The following is a 16,377-nucleotide window of genomic DNA, read 5'->3' on the forward strand; positions in this document are numbered from 1 at the left end:
GGCGGGCGGGGGCGCCCCCGCCGAGGCCCCGCGGGCCCGCCGTCCCCGGACGGCGGGCCCGCGCGTGTGGCCTGCGGCACACCGCCCCGCTAGGGTGCGGTAGCGACCCCTGCCCTCCCCCCGAAGGACGCGAACCCATGATCAAGGTGCTCCTCGTCGAGGACGACGTCCGGCTCGCCGACGCCCTCGCCGGCGCACTGGAGGCCAACGGCTACACGGTCGACCAGGTCCGGACGGCCGAGGGCGCGCTGGCCGCGGCCCCCGCCGACCTGGTCCTTCTCGACCTCGGCCTGCCCGACATGGACGGCATCGAGCTGTGCGGCCTCCTGCGCGAGCGCCACGACGTCGGCGACACCGCGGTCATCATGGTCACCGCGCGCGGCAGGCAGCGCGAACGCGTCCGGGGCCTGCGCTCGGGGGCCGACGACTACGTGGTCAAGCCGCTCGCCGTCGACGAGCTCTGCGCGCGGATGGAGGCGGTGCTGCGCCGTACCCGCAGGCGGGACGGGGGTCCCCTGGCGATCGGCCCCCTGCGGGTCGACCGCGCGACGCGCGCCGTCGTCCGCGACGGCGCGCGGGTGGACCTCACCCGGAAGGAGTTCGACCTCCTCCTCGCCCTGGCGGCGGAGGCGGGCGCGGTCGTGTCCCGCGAACGCCTGATCCTGAGGGTGTGGCGGACCACCTGGCCGGGGACGCTGCGCACGCTGGAGGTGCACATCGGCACCCTGCGGGCCAAGCTGGGCGTGCCCGGGCTCATCGAGACCGTGCGCGGCGTCGGCTACCGGCTGGCGGAGGGCGGGAGCGGCGTCCCCGCCTCCCGTCACGGGCCCGACCGCGGGCCCGACCGCGGGCCCGACCCGGCCGGACGCGCCGCCGAGGCCGCCCCGGCCCGGCGGGCCTGACCGGGGCCCGGCCCCGACCGGGGCGCCGCCATGCGCCGACGCGTGCTGACCGTGTACGCGACCCTCCTGGTCGCGGCCTGCCTCGGGCTGGCCCTGCCCCTGTGCGGGAGCATCGCCGCCCGGGGCACCTCCGACATGCTCCTGGACCGGATCAACGACACCGCCCGCTTCGCCGGCCTCGCCGAACCGAGTGTGCTCACGGGGTCGGCGACGGGCCTGACGGGCGAACTGGCGGCCTACGACCGGCTGTACGGCATCACCGCCCTCGTCGTCGACCGGGACGGCGCCGTCGTCGCCTCCTCCCGCGAGGGCGCCGACCTGTCGGACCTGGAACCCGGGCGGCGGGGGGAGCACGGCGGCGAGCTGCCCGAGGCGGTGCGGACCGCGCTGGCCGGCAACCGCATGGGCGCCGACAGGGTGGTCTACCCCTGGCAGCGGGGGCCGCTGGTCGTGGCCGAGCCCATCGGCAGCTCGGGCGAGGTCGTCGGCGCGGCGGTCACCGCCTCGCCCACCGGCTCCCTGCGCCGCTCGACCCTCGTGCAGTGGTGCGTGGCCTGGGCGGCGGTCGCCGTCCTCATGGCCGCCGGGTTCGCCGCGGCGGGCCCCCTCACGCGCTGGGTGCTGCGCCCCATCGACGACCTGGACGAGGCGACCCGCGCCGTCAGCGGGGGGAGCCTGGACACCAGGGTGCGGGCGGAGGAGGGGCCCGAGGAGCTGCGCCGCCTGGGGGAGTCGTTCAACCGGATGGCGGACACCATCACCTCCATGCTGGAGAGCCAGCGCACCTTCGTGTCCTACGCGGGCCACCAGGTGCGCAACCCCCTGGCGGCCCTGCGGCTGCGGGTGGACTCCCTGTCGCGGCACCTCACCCCGGAGGGGGCGCGCGAGCACCGGATGGCACTGGACGAGGTGGACCGCCTCTCCCGGATCTGCGACAGCCTGCTCACCCTCGCCCGGACGGAGGACACGGAGCCGTCCCTGGTGTGGGAGGACGTCCTGGAGGTCGTCGACGACCGGCTGGCGTCCTGGGAGCCGATCGCGGAGCGCGCGGGCGCCGTGCTGGTCCGCGAGGGCGACGAGGGGGTGCGGGTCCGCAGCGCGGAGGGGACCCTGGACCAGGCGCTGGACGCGCTCATCGACAACGCCCTGAAGTTCGGCGGGAGCGGAGTGCGGGTCACGGTGCGGGTGGAGCGGGGGGAGGCGGGCCCCGACGGGCCCGGCCACGTGGACGTGCACGTGGTGGACGACGGGCCGGGACTGCCCGAGGCGCGGCTGGAGCAGGCGTCCCGGCCGTTCTGGCGCGACGGCCACGACGGGGTGGGAGGCTCCGGGCTGGGCCTGTCCATCGTCGTCACGCTGCTGGAGCTCCAGGGGGCGCACCTGTCCCTGCGGCCGGCCTCGCCGCACGGGATCGACGCGAGGATCCGCCTGCCGGCCTGAGCGCGTCCGCCGCCCCGCCGCCGACCGGCCCGTCGTAGGCGTACTTGACCTCGCGGTAGTACTCGGCCGCGCCGGGGTGCAGGGGGATCGGCAGGGTCGCGATCGCCGACCGGGTGTCCAGGTGCAGCGCGACCGGGTGGATCCGGGCCAGCTGGTCCCGCCACTCGAACAGCAGGCGGGTCAGGTCCTCCGCCGAGTCGTCGGGCATGGACGCGTCGGCGATCAGCAGGCTCGGGACCCCGACGGTGCGCACCGGGGGCACGCCCGGGTACGTGCCCGCGGGCACCGGCCGCTCGGAGAAGTACTCGCCGTACCCGGCGACCAGCGCGGGGACGTGCCCTGCCAGGTCGAGCAGCCGGACGGGGGTGCGCTCCGCCAGGTCGGCGACCGCCTGGGTGGGCAGGCCGCCGGACCAGAAGAACGCGTCGACCTCCCCGGTCTCCAGGGCCCGCGCCGAGGCCCCGATGCCCAGCTGGAGCCGGACGGTCCCGCCCTCCCGGAGGCGGCCTTCGGATCCTGCGGGCGCCGGGCGGAGCCCGGCCAGGTCCAGGAGCCGGTCGGCCATCATCTCGGTGCCCGAGCCCCGGGCGCCCACGGACACGGTGGCCCCGGCGAGGTCGGAGACCTCCTCGTAGGGGGAGTCCGCGCGCACCACCAGATGCGTGTGGTTGTCGTAGAGGCGGGCGATCGCCGTGATGGGCAGGGGTTCCTCGAAGGGCGGGTCCCCCGCGACCGCCAGCGCGGCGACGTCGGCCAGCGTGAAGGCGGCGTCCAGGGAGCCGGCGGCCACCCTCCGGTTGTTCTCCACGCTCGCGGCGGTGGTGAGCGCGGTGATCTCGGTGTCCGGGCGGGCGGTCGCGATCCGGGCGAGCCCGGAGCCGTAGGCGTGGTAGACGCCCCCTTCGCCGCCCGTGCCGAGGGACAGGCGCAGCGGGTCGGACACCCACGTCTGCGACCAGGTGAGGAGGGGGGCCGCGACCACGACCGTGAGGAGGAGCCCGGCGGTCGCGGACAGCCGCTGGACGGGGGATCGCGCCATGGCCCGAACACTAGCAAGGACCGCGAAACCTCAGGAGAGGCTCAAATCCCTTCCGTCCCGCTACGGGTTGCGGGCGCGTGACGGCTACGTTTCAGGTCAGCGGAGTGGCCTGAGCCACATCGCCCCTGCTCGGAGCGGATCCCGCCTCCGGTCGGAGCCGCTCCGCCACAGCCCCCGCCTTCCCCCGAGAGGACACCCCCGACCATGCGACGCCCGATGCTGTCCCTGGCCGCCATCCCCGCCGGCGCCCTGCTGCTGGCCGGCTGCGCCCAGCCCGCGGAGTCCGGGGGCGAGGAGGCCGGCCTCGGGGCCGGACCCGTGCAGGAGCGCCTCAGCATCGTCACCGGCGGCACCGCGGGCGTCTACTACCCGATCGGCGGCGCCCTGAGCACCATCATCGGCGACCACGTCGAGGGGCAGACCGGCTCGGTCGAGGCCACGGGCGCGTCGGTGGAGAACATCCGCCTGCTGGGCTCCGGGGAGGGCCACATCGGCATCGTCCAGGGCGACGCGGCCGACCAGGCCGCCCAGGGCAGCGCGGACTTCGAGGGCGACCCCGTCCAGACCTACTCGCTGGCCGTCCTCTACCCCAACGTCTTCCACGCGGTGACCCTGGACTCCATCGCGCAGGCCAAGGGCTTCGAGTGCTTCGGGGACGTGGTCGGCAACCGCTACTCCGTCGGCGACGTCGGCAGCGGCAACGAGGCCACCACCAACCAGGTCTTCGAGTCGCTGGAGATCGCCCTCACCGAGATCGAGATCGACCAGCTCGGCTACGCGGAGACCGCGAGCGCGCTCCAGAACAACCAGCTCGACGCGGGCTCCTGGGTGGTCGGCGAGGGCCACGCCGGGATCACCGAGCTCGGCACCACCGACGACATCTCCATCATCCCGCTCTGCGACGACGAGCGCTCCGCCGTCGTCAACGGGTACGGCGGCTACACCGAGCACGTCATCGCGGGCGGCACCTACCCGGGCGTGGACGAGGACGTCGAGACCATCGCGGTCTGGAACGCCCTGGTCGTGTCCGGCGAGTTCAACGAGCAGCAGGCCTACGACATCACCTCGGCCCTGTTCGAGAACATCGACCAGGTCCTCAACGTGTACGCCCCCGGCGAGGAGTACCTGGTCCCCGAGACCATCGCCAACAGCCCGGTCCCGGTGCACCCCGGCGCGGTCCGCTTCTACGAGGAGCAGGGCGTCGAGATCCCCGGGGACCTGCTCCCGTAGGGGGCGCGCCGCGATGGAGACCACGCCCCCGCCGCGCGTGGAGCGGTCCGCGGCCGACGCGAGGCCCCGGTGGCCGCGGACCGCCGCCCTGCTGGGCGCGGGCGCGGTCCTGGCCGCCCTCCTCCTGCCCGTGTGGCCCGCGCTCAGGCTCAGCGACGGCGGCGACACCCTGGGCCACCTCCGCCTCGCCGGGGGCGGGTCCTTCACGGTCTCCTACGTCCACTCCATCGACGGCCTGCCGATCGAGGAGAACCTCCTCGTCCGGGACGGGCGCCTGGTCGTGGACTCCACCCGCGTCCGCCAGTTCGGCGCGGGCATGGGCCACGTCCCCGGAGAGGGGACCGGCCGCGCCGACGGAGAGTGGTGGGTCGTCGAGGGCATGGAGCGCGACATCGGCACGGAGCTGACCATCCGGGTCGGCGCCCCCGCCGTCGACCACCGCATCCGCGCCCCGGGGGCCGAGGTGCGGCTGTCGCCGTGCCTCGCCGCGCACCCCGTGCGCGTCGAGCCGGTGCTGCTGCCCACGCTGCTCCTGCCCCTCGCCACCGTCCCCGAGCCGGAGTGCTGACACCGCCCTCCGCCGCCCGCGACCCGCACGACCCAGCCCAGAGAGCACCGAGGAAGAAGCATGGCCGAGACACCCCCGCCGGAGCGGGACGACACCCCGCCCGCCGACCCCGCCGACGCGCAGGCCGGACCGTCCCCGGAGGGCCGGGCCGGGGCCCCCGCCGACCTCCGGGACGGGGCACGGCCGCGGCCGGCGAGGGGCAGGCGCAGGACGGGCACCTCCGCCGACGCGCTGCCCGACGTCGAGGGCGAGGACGAGGAGGCCGGGCCCGCCTGGCGGCGGATCGCCGCGGCCCGCTGGGGCGAGACCCCCCTCGCCGCCGCCGTCGGCGTCGCCGTCCTGGTTCTGGCCGCCGCGCTCACCCTCTTCCAGCTCTACATCGCCCTGCGCGCCGGCTTCGACGCGCGCCAGCAGCGCCTCATCCACCTGATGTTCATCATGGTGCTGGTGTTTCTGGTCAAGCCGCCCCTGAAGGGAAGCGCCGGGCGCTCCGTCCCGGCCCTGGTCCTCGACCTCGTGCTGATCGCCGGCACCGTGGCGGTCAGCTTCTACCCCATGGTGTTCCAGGCCGAGCTGGCCTCCCGCGCCGGCGCCTACACCGACACCGACTGGATCATGGGCCTGGCCGCGATGCTCCTCCTGCTGGAGGCGACCCGGCGGACGGTCGGCCTGGTCATGGTCGCGATGGTCGCCGTGTTCGTGTTCTACGCCTGGATCGGGCCGCTCATCCCCGGACAGTTCGGCCACTCCGGCGCGACCGTCCAGCGCATCGCCACGCACAGCTACCTCGGCGACGGCATCTACGGCATGACCCTCGGCGTGGTCGTCACCTTCGTCTTCGTGTTCATCCTGTTCGGAGCGCTGCTGTCCAAGACGGGCGGCGGCAGCTTCTTCGTCGGGCTGGCGTACGTGCTCACGGGGCGCATGGTCGGCGGCCCCGCCAAGGGGGCGGTCCTGGGCAGCGCCCTCATGGGCTCCGTCTCCGGCAGCGCCATCGCCAACGTCGTCAGCACCGGGCCGTTCACGATCCCGCTGATGAAGAAGGTCGGGTACAGGAAGCACGACGCGGCCGGCGTGGAGGCCGCGGCCTCCACGGGCGGGCAGATCCTGCCCCCCATCATGGGCGCGGGCGCGTTCATCATGGCCGAGCGCACCGGCATCCCCTACGCGGACATCGTCAAGGTGGCGATCATCCCCGCCCTGATGTACTTCGGCGTCATGTTCCTCTTCGTGGACATCCTGGCGCGCAAGTACGGCATCGGCCTCGCGAAGGACTCCGACCTGCCCTCCCTGGGCACGGTGATGAAGGCGGGCTGGCACTTCCTCGCCCCGCTGGTCCTGCTCGTCGTCCTGCTGCTCCAGTACGTGCCGCCGACCCGGGCGGGCCTGTACGCCTGCGGGGCCCTCCTGGTCGTGGCGATGCTCCGGGCCGGGAGCCGACTGTCCGCCAGGGACTTCCTGGAGGTGTTCGTCCTCGCCGCGAACAGCACCCTGTCCGTCTCGGTCGCCTGCGCGGTGGCGGGCGTCATCGTCGGCATGGTCGGCCTGACCGGTCTCGGCCTGGTCTTCTCCGACGTCCTGGTGACCGCCTTCGCGGGCAGCCTGCTGCTCACCCTGCTGATGGTGGCGCTGGCCTCCCTGGTCATGGGCATCGGCCTGCCGGTCACCGCGTCCTACGTGGTCCTGGCGGTGCTGGCGGTCCCGGCGCTGGAGGAGCTGGGCCTGGCCGTGATCGTCGCCCACATGATCGTGTACTGGTACAGCCAGGACTCCAACGTCACGCCGCCGGTGGCCTTCGCCGCGTTCGCGGCGGCGGGCATCGCCAACGCCAGTCCGATGCGCTCGGGCCTGTCCGCGTGGAAGTTCGCCAAGGGCCTGTACCTCATCCCCGTCCTGATGGCCTACTCGGCCCTCATGGCCGTCGAGGGCCCGGTGACGAACCTGGTGGTCGCCGTGCTCAGCGGCGGCATCGCCCTGGCGGTCGCGGCGATGGCCCTGGAGGGGCACTTCCTGCGGCGCACCCTGCTCGGCGAACGCCTCGCCCTCGCACTGGCGGCGGCCCTCGTCATGGTCGCCCCCGAGTGGAGCGCCCTGGCCGGCGCGGTCCTGTCGGCGTCCGTCGACCCCGGCTGGTTCGTGCTCGCGGGCTCCGTCCTGGGCGTCGTGCTCATCGTCCTCCAGGTCGTCAACCACCGCAGGGACGGGGCCCGCGGCGCGCTCCCCGCGCCGGACGCCCCCGGCGCCGGCGGCGCCCCGGAGGCCGCGCCGGTCCCCGGCACCGGCGGGGCGGAGGGGAACGCGGACAGGGCAGGGACCCCCGCGTCCGGGTAGCGGAGCCCTCCGCGGGCCCCGGCACGCCCCGGACCTGCCCGGACCCCGCGTCCGAGCAGGTCCGGCCCGGACCCCGATGCGCCACCGCGGGCCCGTCGTCCAGGTGCGACGGGCCCGCTACGCTCGCACACATGTGGCGATTCGGACGCAATCCGGCAAGGGTGCCCAGCGGCACCGACATCGAGGCGCGCCTGGTGTCCGCGTCCCTGGGCGCCGACCCCCTCCTCCGGGCCGGGTGCGAGGCCGTGCGCGAGGGGGAGGCCGCGGCCGCGCTGCCGCTGCTGGCCGAGTCCCGCGAGGACCCCGAGACCCGCGTGATCCAGGCGGAGGCGCTCGGCCGCGCGGCCGCGGACCGCCCCGAGAACGTCGTCGACCTCATCGGGGACGGCGCCGACCGGGCCGACGTCCTGCTCTGGCTGGGGCACACGCTCCTCGCCCGCGCGCTGCGCCGGCCGGCGGGCGGCCCGGACACCCGCCAGGCCGACCGCAAGGCGTTCACCGCGGCCCTGGACGAGGCCCGCGTCCCCCTGGAGGCGTCGGCGCGGCTGCGCACCGACGACGCCGCCCCCTGGGCCGGCCTCCAGACCGTCGCGATGGGCCTGGGCGCCGACCGCGAGGACAAGGACCGGCTCTGGCGCGAGATCGCCGGACGGGCGCCGCACCTGTTCCCCGCGCACCTGATCCGCACGCGCTCCCTGTCCGCGACCAGGGGCGGCAGCACCGAGGAGATGTTCGCCTTCGCGGGCGCCGCCGCCGACACCGCGCCCGAGGGGCACCCGCTGCCGTCCGTGCTGGCGCTCGCCCACGCCGAGCACGTGCGTGCCGAGCAGAAGAGGCTGGCCGCCGAGGGCAACACCCCCTTCGTCGTCGACAACGCGCTGGGCCGCCTGCACGGCGGGGCGGCGCAGGAGCTGTTCGGCCTCGCGCAGGGGTGGGCGACCGCGTCCGAGCCGCACCCCGGCGACGTCCAGGCCCACCACCTGTTCGGCTGGGCCTTCCACCGCGCGGGCATGACCGAGGCCGCCCGATGGCACCTGTCCGCCGTCGGCAACGTCTACTGCGACCAGCCGTGGTCGTTCTTCGGAGGCGCCCGGTCCCAGGTCGCCCGGGCGATGGGGGAGCTCGGCGTGGACCCGGCCCGCACGACGGGCGGACCGGGACCGTCCTGAGGGCCCCGGACCCGATGAGTAGGCGTACTCATGCGGGGCGAGGAGGCGCGGGGGAAGCTGGGACCATGACCCACCGACCCCACGCCCCCGTCTCCGTCCCCCGGGCGATGCTCCTCGCCTCGGCCGCGGCGCTCGTCATGTCCGTCCTGCTGCTCCTGGCCTCCTGGGGTGCACGGGCCGCCATCGGGGCCTACGACGACAGCCCCGACGCCAACATCGGCGCGGGCATGCTCCTGACGTTCGTGCCCGTCCTCGTCGCCCCCCTCCTGGCCTGGCCCCTCCTCCGCCTCGTCCGGCTGCCCCGCCCGGGGCTCACCGCCCTGGTCTTCGCCGTCCCCTACCTGGTCCTGTCGTTCGTGGGCCTGACGGTGTGGGTGTGGATCGACACCGCCGTCCCGGTCGGCTCCGCCTACACCGAGGTCGACCCGCTGCTGACCATGGGCGCGGTCGACGCGGTGGTCTCCGTGCTCTCCCTGTCGGGCGCCGCCCTGGTCACCTCCCGCCTGCACGCCGCCGGGCACGCCCGGCAGGGCGCCGGCGGCTGACCCCCGGCGACCCCGCGCAGCGGCCCGCCGCGAGGTCCCGCGGCCCCGGGACTCGGGCCGGACGCGCGGCCCCCGCCGGAAAAGCCCTGGCACCGCGCCGGACCGGGGGGACACAATGCACGGGTGCTACTGACGATCACGACCACGGCGGCCCCGGCGACGGACCTTGGTTTCCTGCTGCACAAGCACCCGGACAGGGCGCAGAGCTTCGAGCAGTCCTTCGGAACCGCCCACGTCTTCTACCCCGAGGCCACCGACGAGCGCTGCACGGCGGCCCTCCTCCTGGACGTCGACGCCCAGGCGCTCCTGCGGGCGCGCACGTCGGTGAGCTCGCCCGACTTCTCCCTCGCCCAGTACGTCAACGACCGCCCCTACGCGACGTCCTCGCTGTTCACGGTGGCGCTGGGCAGGGTGTTCCGGTCCGCGCTGCGGGGCTCGTGCGGGGCCCGGCCCGACCTCGCGCGCACCCCCCTCCCGCTGGAACTGCGGATGCCCGCCGTCCCCTGCCGCGCCGGTGCGGAGCGCGCCCGGGCGCTCTTCGGGCCCCTGGGGTGGACGGTCGACGCCGAACCGGTCCCGCTCGACCCCGGCCTGCCGGGCTGGGGCGACTCCCACTACCTCTCGCTCACCCTCACCGGGACCGTGCGCCTGTCCGAGGCCCTCAGCCACCTGTACGTGCTGCTCCCCGCCATGGACGGCGGCAAGCACTACTGGGTCGACCGGAGCGAGGTCGACAAGCTCCTCCGCGCCGGGGGCCTGCCCGGCGCCGCGCCGCGGACGGCCGTGGACGGGCCGTCCGCGGCCGCGCCGGAGGCGCCCGCGGAGGACGGCGACGGGCCCGGCGCGGACGTCGGCTGGCTGGCCGGGCACCCCGAGCGGGACTGGATCACCCGCCGCTACCTCGACCGCCGCGACGCCTACGTGCGGACCGCGCTGGCCCGCTTCGCCGAGGCCGAGGGCCTCGCGGAGGGCGACGGCGCGGACGACCCCGCGGCGGAGGAGGCCGGGACGGGCTCCCCGGCCGAGGGGCACGGGGAACGCGCACCCGCCCTGGCCGATCAGCGCGCCGGGGCGGTCCTGGCGGTGCTGGACGCGGAGGGCGCCACCAGCGTCATCGACCTGGGCTGCGGCTCCGGCCGGCTGCTGGCGCGGCTGGCGGCCGACCGCTCCCTCACCCGCGTGACCGGCGTGGACGTCAGCGTCACCGCCCTCGAACACGCCCACCGCAGGACCTGCCGGGGCTGCGACCCCGGCGGGGGCAGGCGCCACCGGCCTCCGGCCGCCGTCACCGGCGCGGCGGCGGGCGCGAACGGGGCGCCGCCGCGCCCCGAGCTGCTCGTCGGCTCCGTGGTCTACCGCGACCGGCGGTTCTCCGGGTACGACGCCGCCGTCCTGATGGAGGTGATCGAGCACCTGGACCCGTCGCGGCTGCCCGCGATGGAGGCGAGCGTGTTCGGCGCCGCCCGGCCCCGCGTCGTGGTCGTCACCACCCCCAACGTCGAGTACAACACGCACTACGAGGGCCTGGCGGACGGCTCCCTCCGGCACAGCGACCACCGGTTCGAGTGGACGCGCGCCGAGTTCACCCGGTGGGCCGACCGCGTCGCCGAACGGTACGGCTACCGCGTCCGCCTCCTGCCGGTCGGGTCCGAGGACCCGGAGACCGGTTCCCCGACCCAGATGGGAGTCTTCGTCCGATGAGCACGACCGAGGAGGACCGGATTCCCGAGCCGCGTGTGCTCGGCGTGCCCAGGATGGGGCTCGTCGTGCTGATCGGGGTGTCCGGGTCCGGCAAGTCCACGTTCGCCGCCGAGCACTTCGCGCCCACGCAGGTGATCAGCTCCGATCACTGCCGGGGCGTGGTCAGCGACGACGAGAACGACCAGTCCGCGAGCGCGGACGCGTTCGCCCTGCTGCACACCGTCGTGGACATCCGGCTGCGGCGGGGACTGCTCACCGTCGTGGACGCCACCAACGTGCAGAGCAGGGCGCGCGGGGAACTGGTGCGCATCGCCAAGGCCAACGACGTGCTGTCCACCGCGATCGTGCTGGACGTCCCCGAGGCCCTGGCCAGGGAGCGCAACCGCGGGCGGCCCGACCGCGACTTCGGCGACCACGTCGTCCGGCGGCAGCGGCGCGAACTCCGCCAGGGGCTGAAGCGGCTGTCCCGCGAGGGCTTCCGCAGGATCCACGTCCTGCGCGGCCCGGAGGAGATCGACCGCGCCACCGTCGAGCTCGAGCGCGCCTGGCCGGACCGGACGGAGCTCACCGGCCCCTTCGACATCGTCGGCGACGTGCACGGCTGCCGGGAGGAGCTGGAGGAACTCCTCGGCGTCCTCGGCTACGAGCTGTCCCGCGACGGGGAGGGGCGCCCCGTGGGGGCGCGCCACCCCGACGGGCGCACGGCGGTGTTCGTCGGCGACCTCGTGGACCGAGGGCCGGACAGCCCCGGCGTGCTGCGCCTGGTCATGGGCATGGTCGCCGACGGCGACGCCCTGTGCGTGCCCGGGAACCACGAGAACAAGCTGATCAGGGCGCTCAAGGGCGCCAAGGTCCAGGCCACCCACGGCCTGGCCGAGACCCTGGAGCAGCTGGGCCGGGAGAGCGAGGAGTTCCGGGCGAGGGTGCTCGCCTTCTGCGACGGCCTGGTCAGCCACCTCCTCCTCGACGGGGGAAGGATCGTCGTCGCCCACGCCGGGCTCAAGGAGGAGTACCACGGCCGGGCCTCGGGCCGCGTGCGCTCCTTCGCCCTGTACGGCGAGACCACCGGGGAGACCGACGAGTACGGCCTCCCCGTGCGGCTGCCCTGGGCCCGCGAGTACCGGGGGAAGGCGGCCGTGGTCTACGGCCACGTGCCCACCGTCAAGGCGGAGTGGCTCAACAACACCATCTGCCTGGACACGGGCTGCGTGTTCGGCGGCAAGCTCACCGCGCTGCGCCACCCGGAACGCGAACTGGTCGGGGTCGACGCCCACCGCACCTGGTACGAGCCGGTCCGGCCGCTGTCGGGCACGCCCCCGGAGGACGGGGAGCGGCGCGCCGACGACGCCGTCGACATCACCGACGTCGGGGTCGGCGACGGCGGATCGGCGCCCGGCCTTCACGTGGAGACCGCCGACGGGGCCGTGCGCACCGACAGCGGCGGCACGCTGTCCGCGCTGGAGGTCATGAGCCGGTTCGCGGTCGACCCGCGCTGGCTCCTGTACCTGCCGCCGACCATGGCCCCGGCGCCGACCGCCGCCGCGCCGGGGTTCCTCGAGCACCCGGACGAGGCGTTCTCGTACTTCCGGGGCGCGGGGATCGGCGAGGTCGTGTGCCAGGAGAAGCACATGGGCTCGCGCGCCGTCGCCGTGCTGTGCAGGGACGAGGAGGCCGCCGGGCGGCGGTTCGTCCCCGGCGAGCTGGGGACGGTCTACACCCGTACCGGGCGCCCGTTCTTCCAGGACCCCGCGCTCCGGGCGGAGGTCGTCGACCAGCTGCGCCGCGCCGTGACCGAGGCGGACCTGTGGGACCGGCTCGGCACCGACTGGGTGGCCCTGGACGGCGAGCTCCTGCCCTGGTCGGCCAAGGCCCGGCCGCTGATCCGCGAGCAGTACGCGTCGGTGGGCGCCGCCGCCCGCGCCTCCCTGCCCGCCGCCGCGGCCGCCCTCCGCGCCGCGGCCGCGCGCGGTGTGCCCGTGGACGGCCTGGTCGACAAGGTGGCCCTGCGGACGGAGCAGACGGAGGCGTTCAGCCGGGTCTACCGCCGCTACTCGTGGGACACCGACGGCGCCGCGGGGCTCCGGTACGCGCCGTTCGCGGTGCTCGCCTCCGAGGGCCGGGAGTACTCCGACGCCGACCACCTGTGGCACATGGCGATCGCCGAACGGCTCGCGGAGGCCGGAGGGCTGGTGCGGCCCACCCGCTACCGGGTGGTCGACACCACCGACCCGGCGGCCTGCGGCCCGGCCGCCGACTGGTGGACCGACCTGGTCTCCGCGGGCGGCGAGGGCATGGTGGTCAAGCCGGTCCTGGGAGCGCGGGCCACGGGCCGCAAGGGCCTGGTCCAGCCGGGGCTGAAGGTGCGCGGGCCCGAGTACCTGCGGATCGTCTACGGGGCCGACTACACCGACCCCGGGAGGCTGGCCGTGCTCAAGGACCGCAACCTCGGCCGCAAGAACAGCCTGGCCATGCGCGAGCACAAACTGGGGCTGGAGGCCCTGGCCAGGCACGCCCGCCGCGAACCCCTGTGGCGGGTGCACGAGCCCGTGTTCGCGGTCCTGGCGCTGGCCTCCGAGCCGGTCGACCCGCGCCTGTAGACGCGCGTCCGCGACCGCGTGTCCGGCCCGGCGGCCCCGTCCGGGGCGCCGTCCGGACACGCGGCCGGGGACGGCAGGGGCCGGGGCGGGGGCCCACCGTGTCCGGGCGCCCGCGGTCCCGGCAGGGGCGCGGGAGCCCCGGCCGCCCCCGGGCGCCCGCCCGGGGGCGGGACGCGCGACGCGGGGCGGGCCGCGCCGGCGGCCGCCCGCTTCGCCTCCATTTCACGCGTCCTCTTCCGGTCGGACATCCGCGCGGGTGATGATGTGCGGGCCCCCGTTGCCCAGCGACCCCCGGAGCAGATGTGTCCCCCACCCGACCCGGACGCCTGATCGCGTCCACGTCCGCCGCGGCCGCGGTCCTCCTCGGCGTCGGCCTCGCGGCGGCGCCGCCCGTCCTCGCCGACGACGCCGCGCCCGTGATCAGCGAGGTGTACGGCGGAGGCGGCAACGGCGGAGCCCTGCTGCGCCACGACTTCGTCGAGCTCGGAAACCCGGCGGGCGGGCCCGCCGACCTCGACGGCTGGAGCGTCCAGTACCTCCCCGCCACCCCGGGGCCCTCCACACGGGTGCAGGTCACGGCCCTGACCGGGGAGATCCCGGCGGGCGGGCACCACCTCGTCCGCCAGGCGGCGGGCGCCGGGGGCAGCGTCGAGCTCCCCGCCCCCGACACCGTCGGCGGCACCAGCATGTCCGCGACGGCGGGCACGGTCCTGCTCGTCTCCGGCACCGAGCCGGTCGCCTGCCGGACCGCGGCGGCGTGCGCGCAGGACGGCTCCGTGGTGGACGTGGTCGGCTACGGCAACGCCGCCGTCCACGCCGGATCACCCGTCACGGGGCTCTCCAACACCGCGTCCGCCTCGCGCGACGCCGCGTTCACCGACACGGGCGACAACGCCGCCGATTTCACCGCCGGGGACCCCACGCCCACCAACGCGGCGGGCGAGACGGCGGGCGACGGCGGCGGGCCGGAGGAGCCCGTCGAGCCCGGCGACCTGCGCGTCCACGACGTACAGGGCACCACCCGCACCTCCCCGTACGCCGGCCGCCAGGTCACCGGCCTGCCCGGGGTGGTGACGGCGGTCAACGCCTTCGGCGGCGCCCGCGGATTCTGGTTCCAGGACACCGAGGGCGACGGCGACCCCCGCACGAGCGAGGCCCTCTTCGTCTTCACCGGCTCCACCACGCCCTCCGTCGCCCCCGGCGACGAGGTCCTGGTCGCCGGACGGGTCGGCGAGTACCGGCCCGCCGCCGGCCACCAGACCACCACCCAGCTCGACGGGGCCCGCTGGACCGTCCTGTCCGCCGGCAACGCGCTCCCCGACCCCGTCCTGCTGGACGCCGACGCCCTCCCCGAGGCGTACGCGCCCGACCACGGCGGCGACGTCTCCGGCCTGGAGCTGGAGCCCGACGTGTACGCACTGGACTTCTGGGCCGCGCACGAGCACATGACGGTCCGCGTCGAGGACGCCCCCGTGGTGGGCGCCACGGACGACTACCACGCCCTGTGGGTGACCACCGACCCCGGCCAGAACCCCACCGTCAACGGCGGGACCGCCTACGGCTCCTACGACGAACCCAACTCCGGGCGGGTCAAGGTCGAGTCCCTGCTCGACCGCGCCGAGCACCCCTTCCCCGAGGCGAACGTCGGCGACACCCTCGCCGGGGTCACCGAGGGCCCCCTCCACCACAGCCCGTACGGCGGCTACCTGATCCGCGCCACCACCCTGGGAGAGCACGTCCCGGGCGGTCTGGAGCGCACCCCGGTCCGCGACGCCGAGCGGTACGAGGTCAGCGTCGCCACCTACAACGTCGAGAACCTCGGCGGCCGGGACGACCAGGCCAGGTTCGACGCGCTCGCGGCCGGGATCGTCGACCACCTGGGCACGCCCGACATCATCGGGCTGGAGGAGATCCAGGACGACAGCGGTCCTGTGGACGACGGCACCGTCGACGCGGGCCTCACCCTCGACCGGCTCGTGGAGGCCGTCGCCGCGCACGGAGGCCCCGCCTACGAGTGGCGGCAGATCAGCCCCGAGGACAAGCAGGACGGCGGACAGCCGGGCGGCAACATCCGCAACGCCTTCCTGTTCGACCCCGAGCGGGTCGAGTTCGTGGACCGCGAGGGCGGCGACGCCACCACCGCCGTCGAGGTCGTGGAGGGCGCACGGGGCGCCGAGCTGTCGGTGTCCCCGGGCCGCATCAGCCCGCGGGACGCGGCGTGGGACTCCAGCCGCAAGCCGCTGGTCGGCCACTTCCGCGCCCTCAACCGGGACGTCTACGTGGTCACCAACCACTTCAACTCCAAGGGCGGCGACGAGCCGCTCCACGGCGTCAACCAGCCGCCGAACCGCACCAGCGAGGCCCAGCGCCACGCCCAGGCCGAGCTGGTCGGGGCCTTCGCCGACGAACTGCTCGCGGCGGACCCGCAGGCCAACCTGGTCGTCATGGGGGACCTGAACGACTTCCAGTTCTCGCGGACCCTGGAGATCCTCACCGGGGAGGGGCGCCTGCACAACCCCATGGGTGACCTGCCCGAGGGGGAGCGCTACAACTACGTGTTCGACGGCAACTCCCAGGCCCTGGACCACATCCTGGTCAACCAGGCCCTCGCGGGACGCGTCGACTACGCGGTCGCGCGGCTCAACTCCGAGTTCCACGACCAGATCAGCGACCACGACCCGCAGGTGCTGTGGCTGGACACCCGCCGGAGCACCCCGCCAGGACGCGGCTGACCCGTGCGGCCCGGAGGGGGCGGGCGCCCGGCCGCGCCCGCCCCCTCCTCACACCCGCGGCCCCGAGCCGGCGGGGCCCGGGGAAGCGGCCGGTCACGGCGGGGCGGTGGTGGTGCGTGTCAC

General features: G+C 75.5%; 11 protein-coding genes. 10 read left to right on the forward strand and 1 reads right to left on the reverse strand.

Annotation, left to right across the window (positions count from 1 at the left end):
- The first annotated feature begins 137 nt into the window (after positions 1–137).
- On the forward strand, positions 138–902 hold the full coding sequence (locus ACIRPH_RS13460; protein ID WP_402913562.1) for a response regulator transcription factor: 765 nt from the start codon (positions 138–140) through the stop codon (positions 900–902).
- Positions 903–932: 30 nt separating this feature from the next.
- Entirely contained in the window at positions 933–2,342 is a 1,410-nt protein-coding gene (locus ACIRPH_RS13465) for an ATP-binding protein (protein WP_402913565.1), read from the forward strand.
- Here the strand turns inward: ACIRPH_RS13465 and ACIRPH_RS13470 are convergent.
- The gene (locus ACIRPH_RS13470) at positions 2,254–3,381 is read right to left on the reverse strand and encodes a TAXI family TRAP transporter solute-binding subunit (RefSeq protein WP_402913568.1); all 1,128 of its coding nucleotides are present in this window, start codon (positions 3,379–3,381) and stop codon (positions 2,254–2,256) included. The genes ACIRPH_RS13465 and ACIRPH_RS13470 overlap by 89 nt on opposite strands.
- A 204-nt stretch (positions 3,382–3,585) precedes the next feature.
- Between ACIRPH_RS13470 and ACIRPH_RS13475 the strand changes: the two genes are divergently transcribed.
- From ACIRPH_RS13475 to ACIRPH_RS13510, 8 genes are all read left to right on the forward strand, one after another.
- The gene (locus ACIRPH_RS13475; protein WP_402913570.1) at positions 3,586–4,611 is read left to right on the forward strand and encodes a TAXI family TRAP transporter solute-binding subunit; all 1,026 of its coding nucleotides are present in this window, start codon (positions 3,586–3,588) and stop codon (positions 4,609–4,611) included.
- A 13-nt stretch (positions 4,612–4,624) separates the two neighbouring features.
- The gene (locus ACIRPH_RS13480) at positions 4,625–5,179 is read left to right on the forward strand and encodes a DUF1850 domain-containing protein (RefSeq protein ID WP_402913572.1); all 555 of its coding nucleotides are present in this window, start codon (positions 4,625–4,627) and stop codon (positions 5,177–5,179) included.
- A gap of 60 nt (positions 5,180–5,239) precedes the next feature.
- A complete protein-coding gene (locus ACIRPH_RS13485; protein WP_402913574.1) occupies positions 5,240–7,510 on the forward strand; it encodes a TRAP transporter permease in 2,271 nt (756 codons plus the stop codon).
- 131 nt (positions 7,511–7,641) lie between these two features.
- Positions 7,642–8,679 carry a hypothetical protein gene (locus ACIRPH_RS13490; RefSeq protein WP_402913577.1) on the forward strand — a complete coding sequence of 346 codons (1,038 nt, stop codon included), beginning with the start codon at positions 7,642–7,644 and terminating at the stop codon, positions 8,677–8,679.
- Between the two features lie 65 nt (positions 8,680–8,744).
- Positions 8,745–9,224, forward strand: coding sequence for a transporter (locus ACIRPH_RS13495; protein ID WP_402913580.1), 480 nt, complete (start codon positions 8,745–8,747; stop codon positions 9,222–9,224).
- A gap of 123 nt (positions 9,225–9,347) precedes the next feature.
- Complete coding sequence (locus ACIRPH_RS13500) at positions 9,348–10,925, forward strand: 3' terminal RNA ribose 2'-O-methyltransferase Hen1 (protein WP_402913582.1); 1,578 nt, start codon at positions 9,348–9,350, stop codon at positions 10,923–10,925.
- Positions 10,922–13,522 (forward strand): polynucleotide kinase-phosphatase, encoded by a 2,601-nt coding sequence (locus tag ACIRPH_RS13505; protein ID WP_402913585.1) that lies wholly within the window; start codon positions 10,922–10,924, stop codon positions 13,520–13,522. The genes ACIRPH_RS13500 and ACIRPH_RS13505 overlap by 4 nt, the downstream gene beginning before the upstream one ends.
- 302 nt (positions 13,523–13,824) lie before the next feature.
- Positions 13,825–16,254 (forward strand): endonuclease/exonuclease/phosphatase family protein, encoded by a 2,430-nt coding sequence (locus ACIRPH_RS13510; RefSeq protein WP_402913588.1) that lies wholly within the window; start codon positions 13,825–13,827, stop codon positions 16,252–16,254.
- Positions 16,255–16,377 lie beyond the last annotated feature (123 nt).

Origin of the sequence: Nocardiopsis sp. NPDC101807, assembly GCF_044766605.1 — a bacterium.
GTDB classification, from domain to species: domain Bacteria; phylum Actinomycetota; class Actinomycetes; order Streptosporangiales; family Streptosporangiaceae; genus Nocardiopsis; species Nocardiopsis tropica.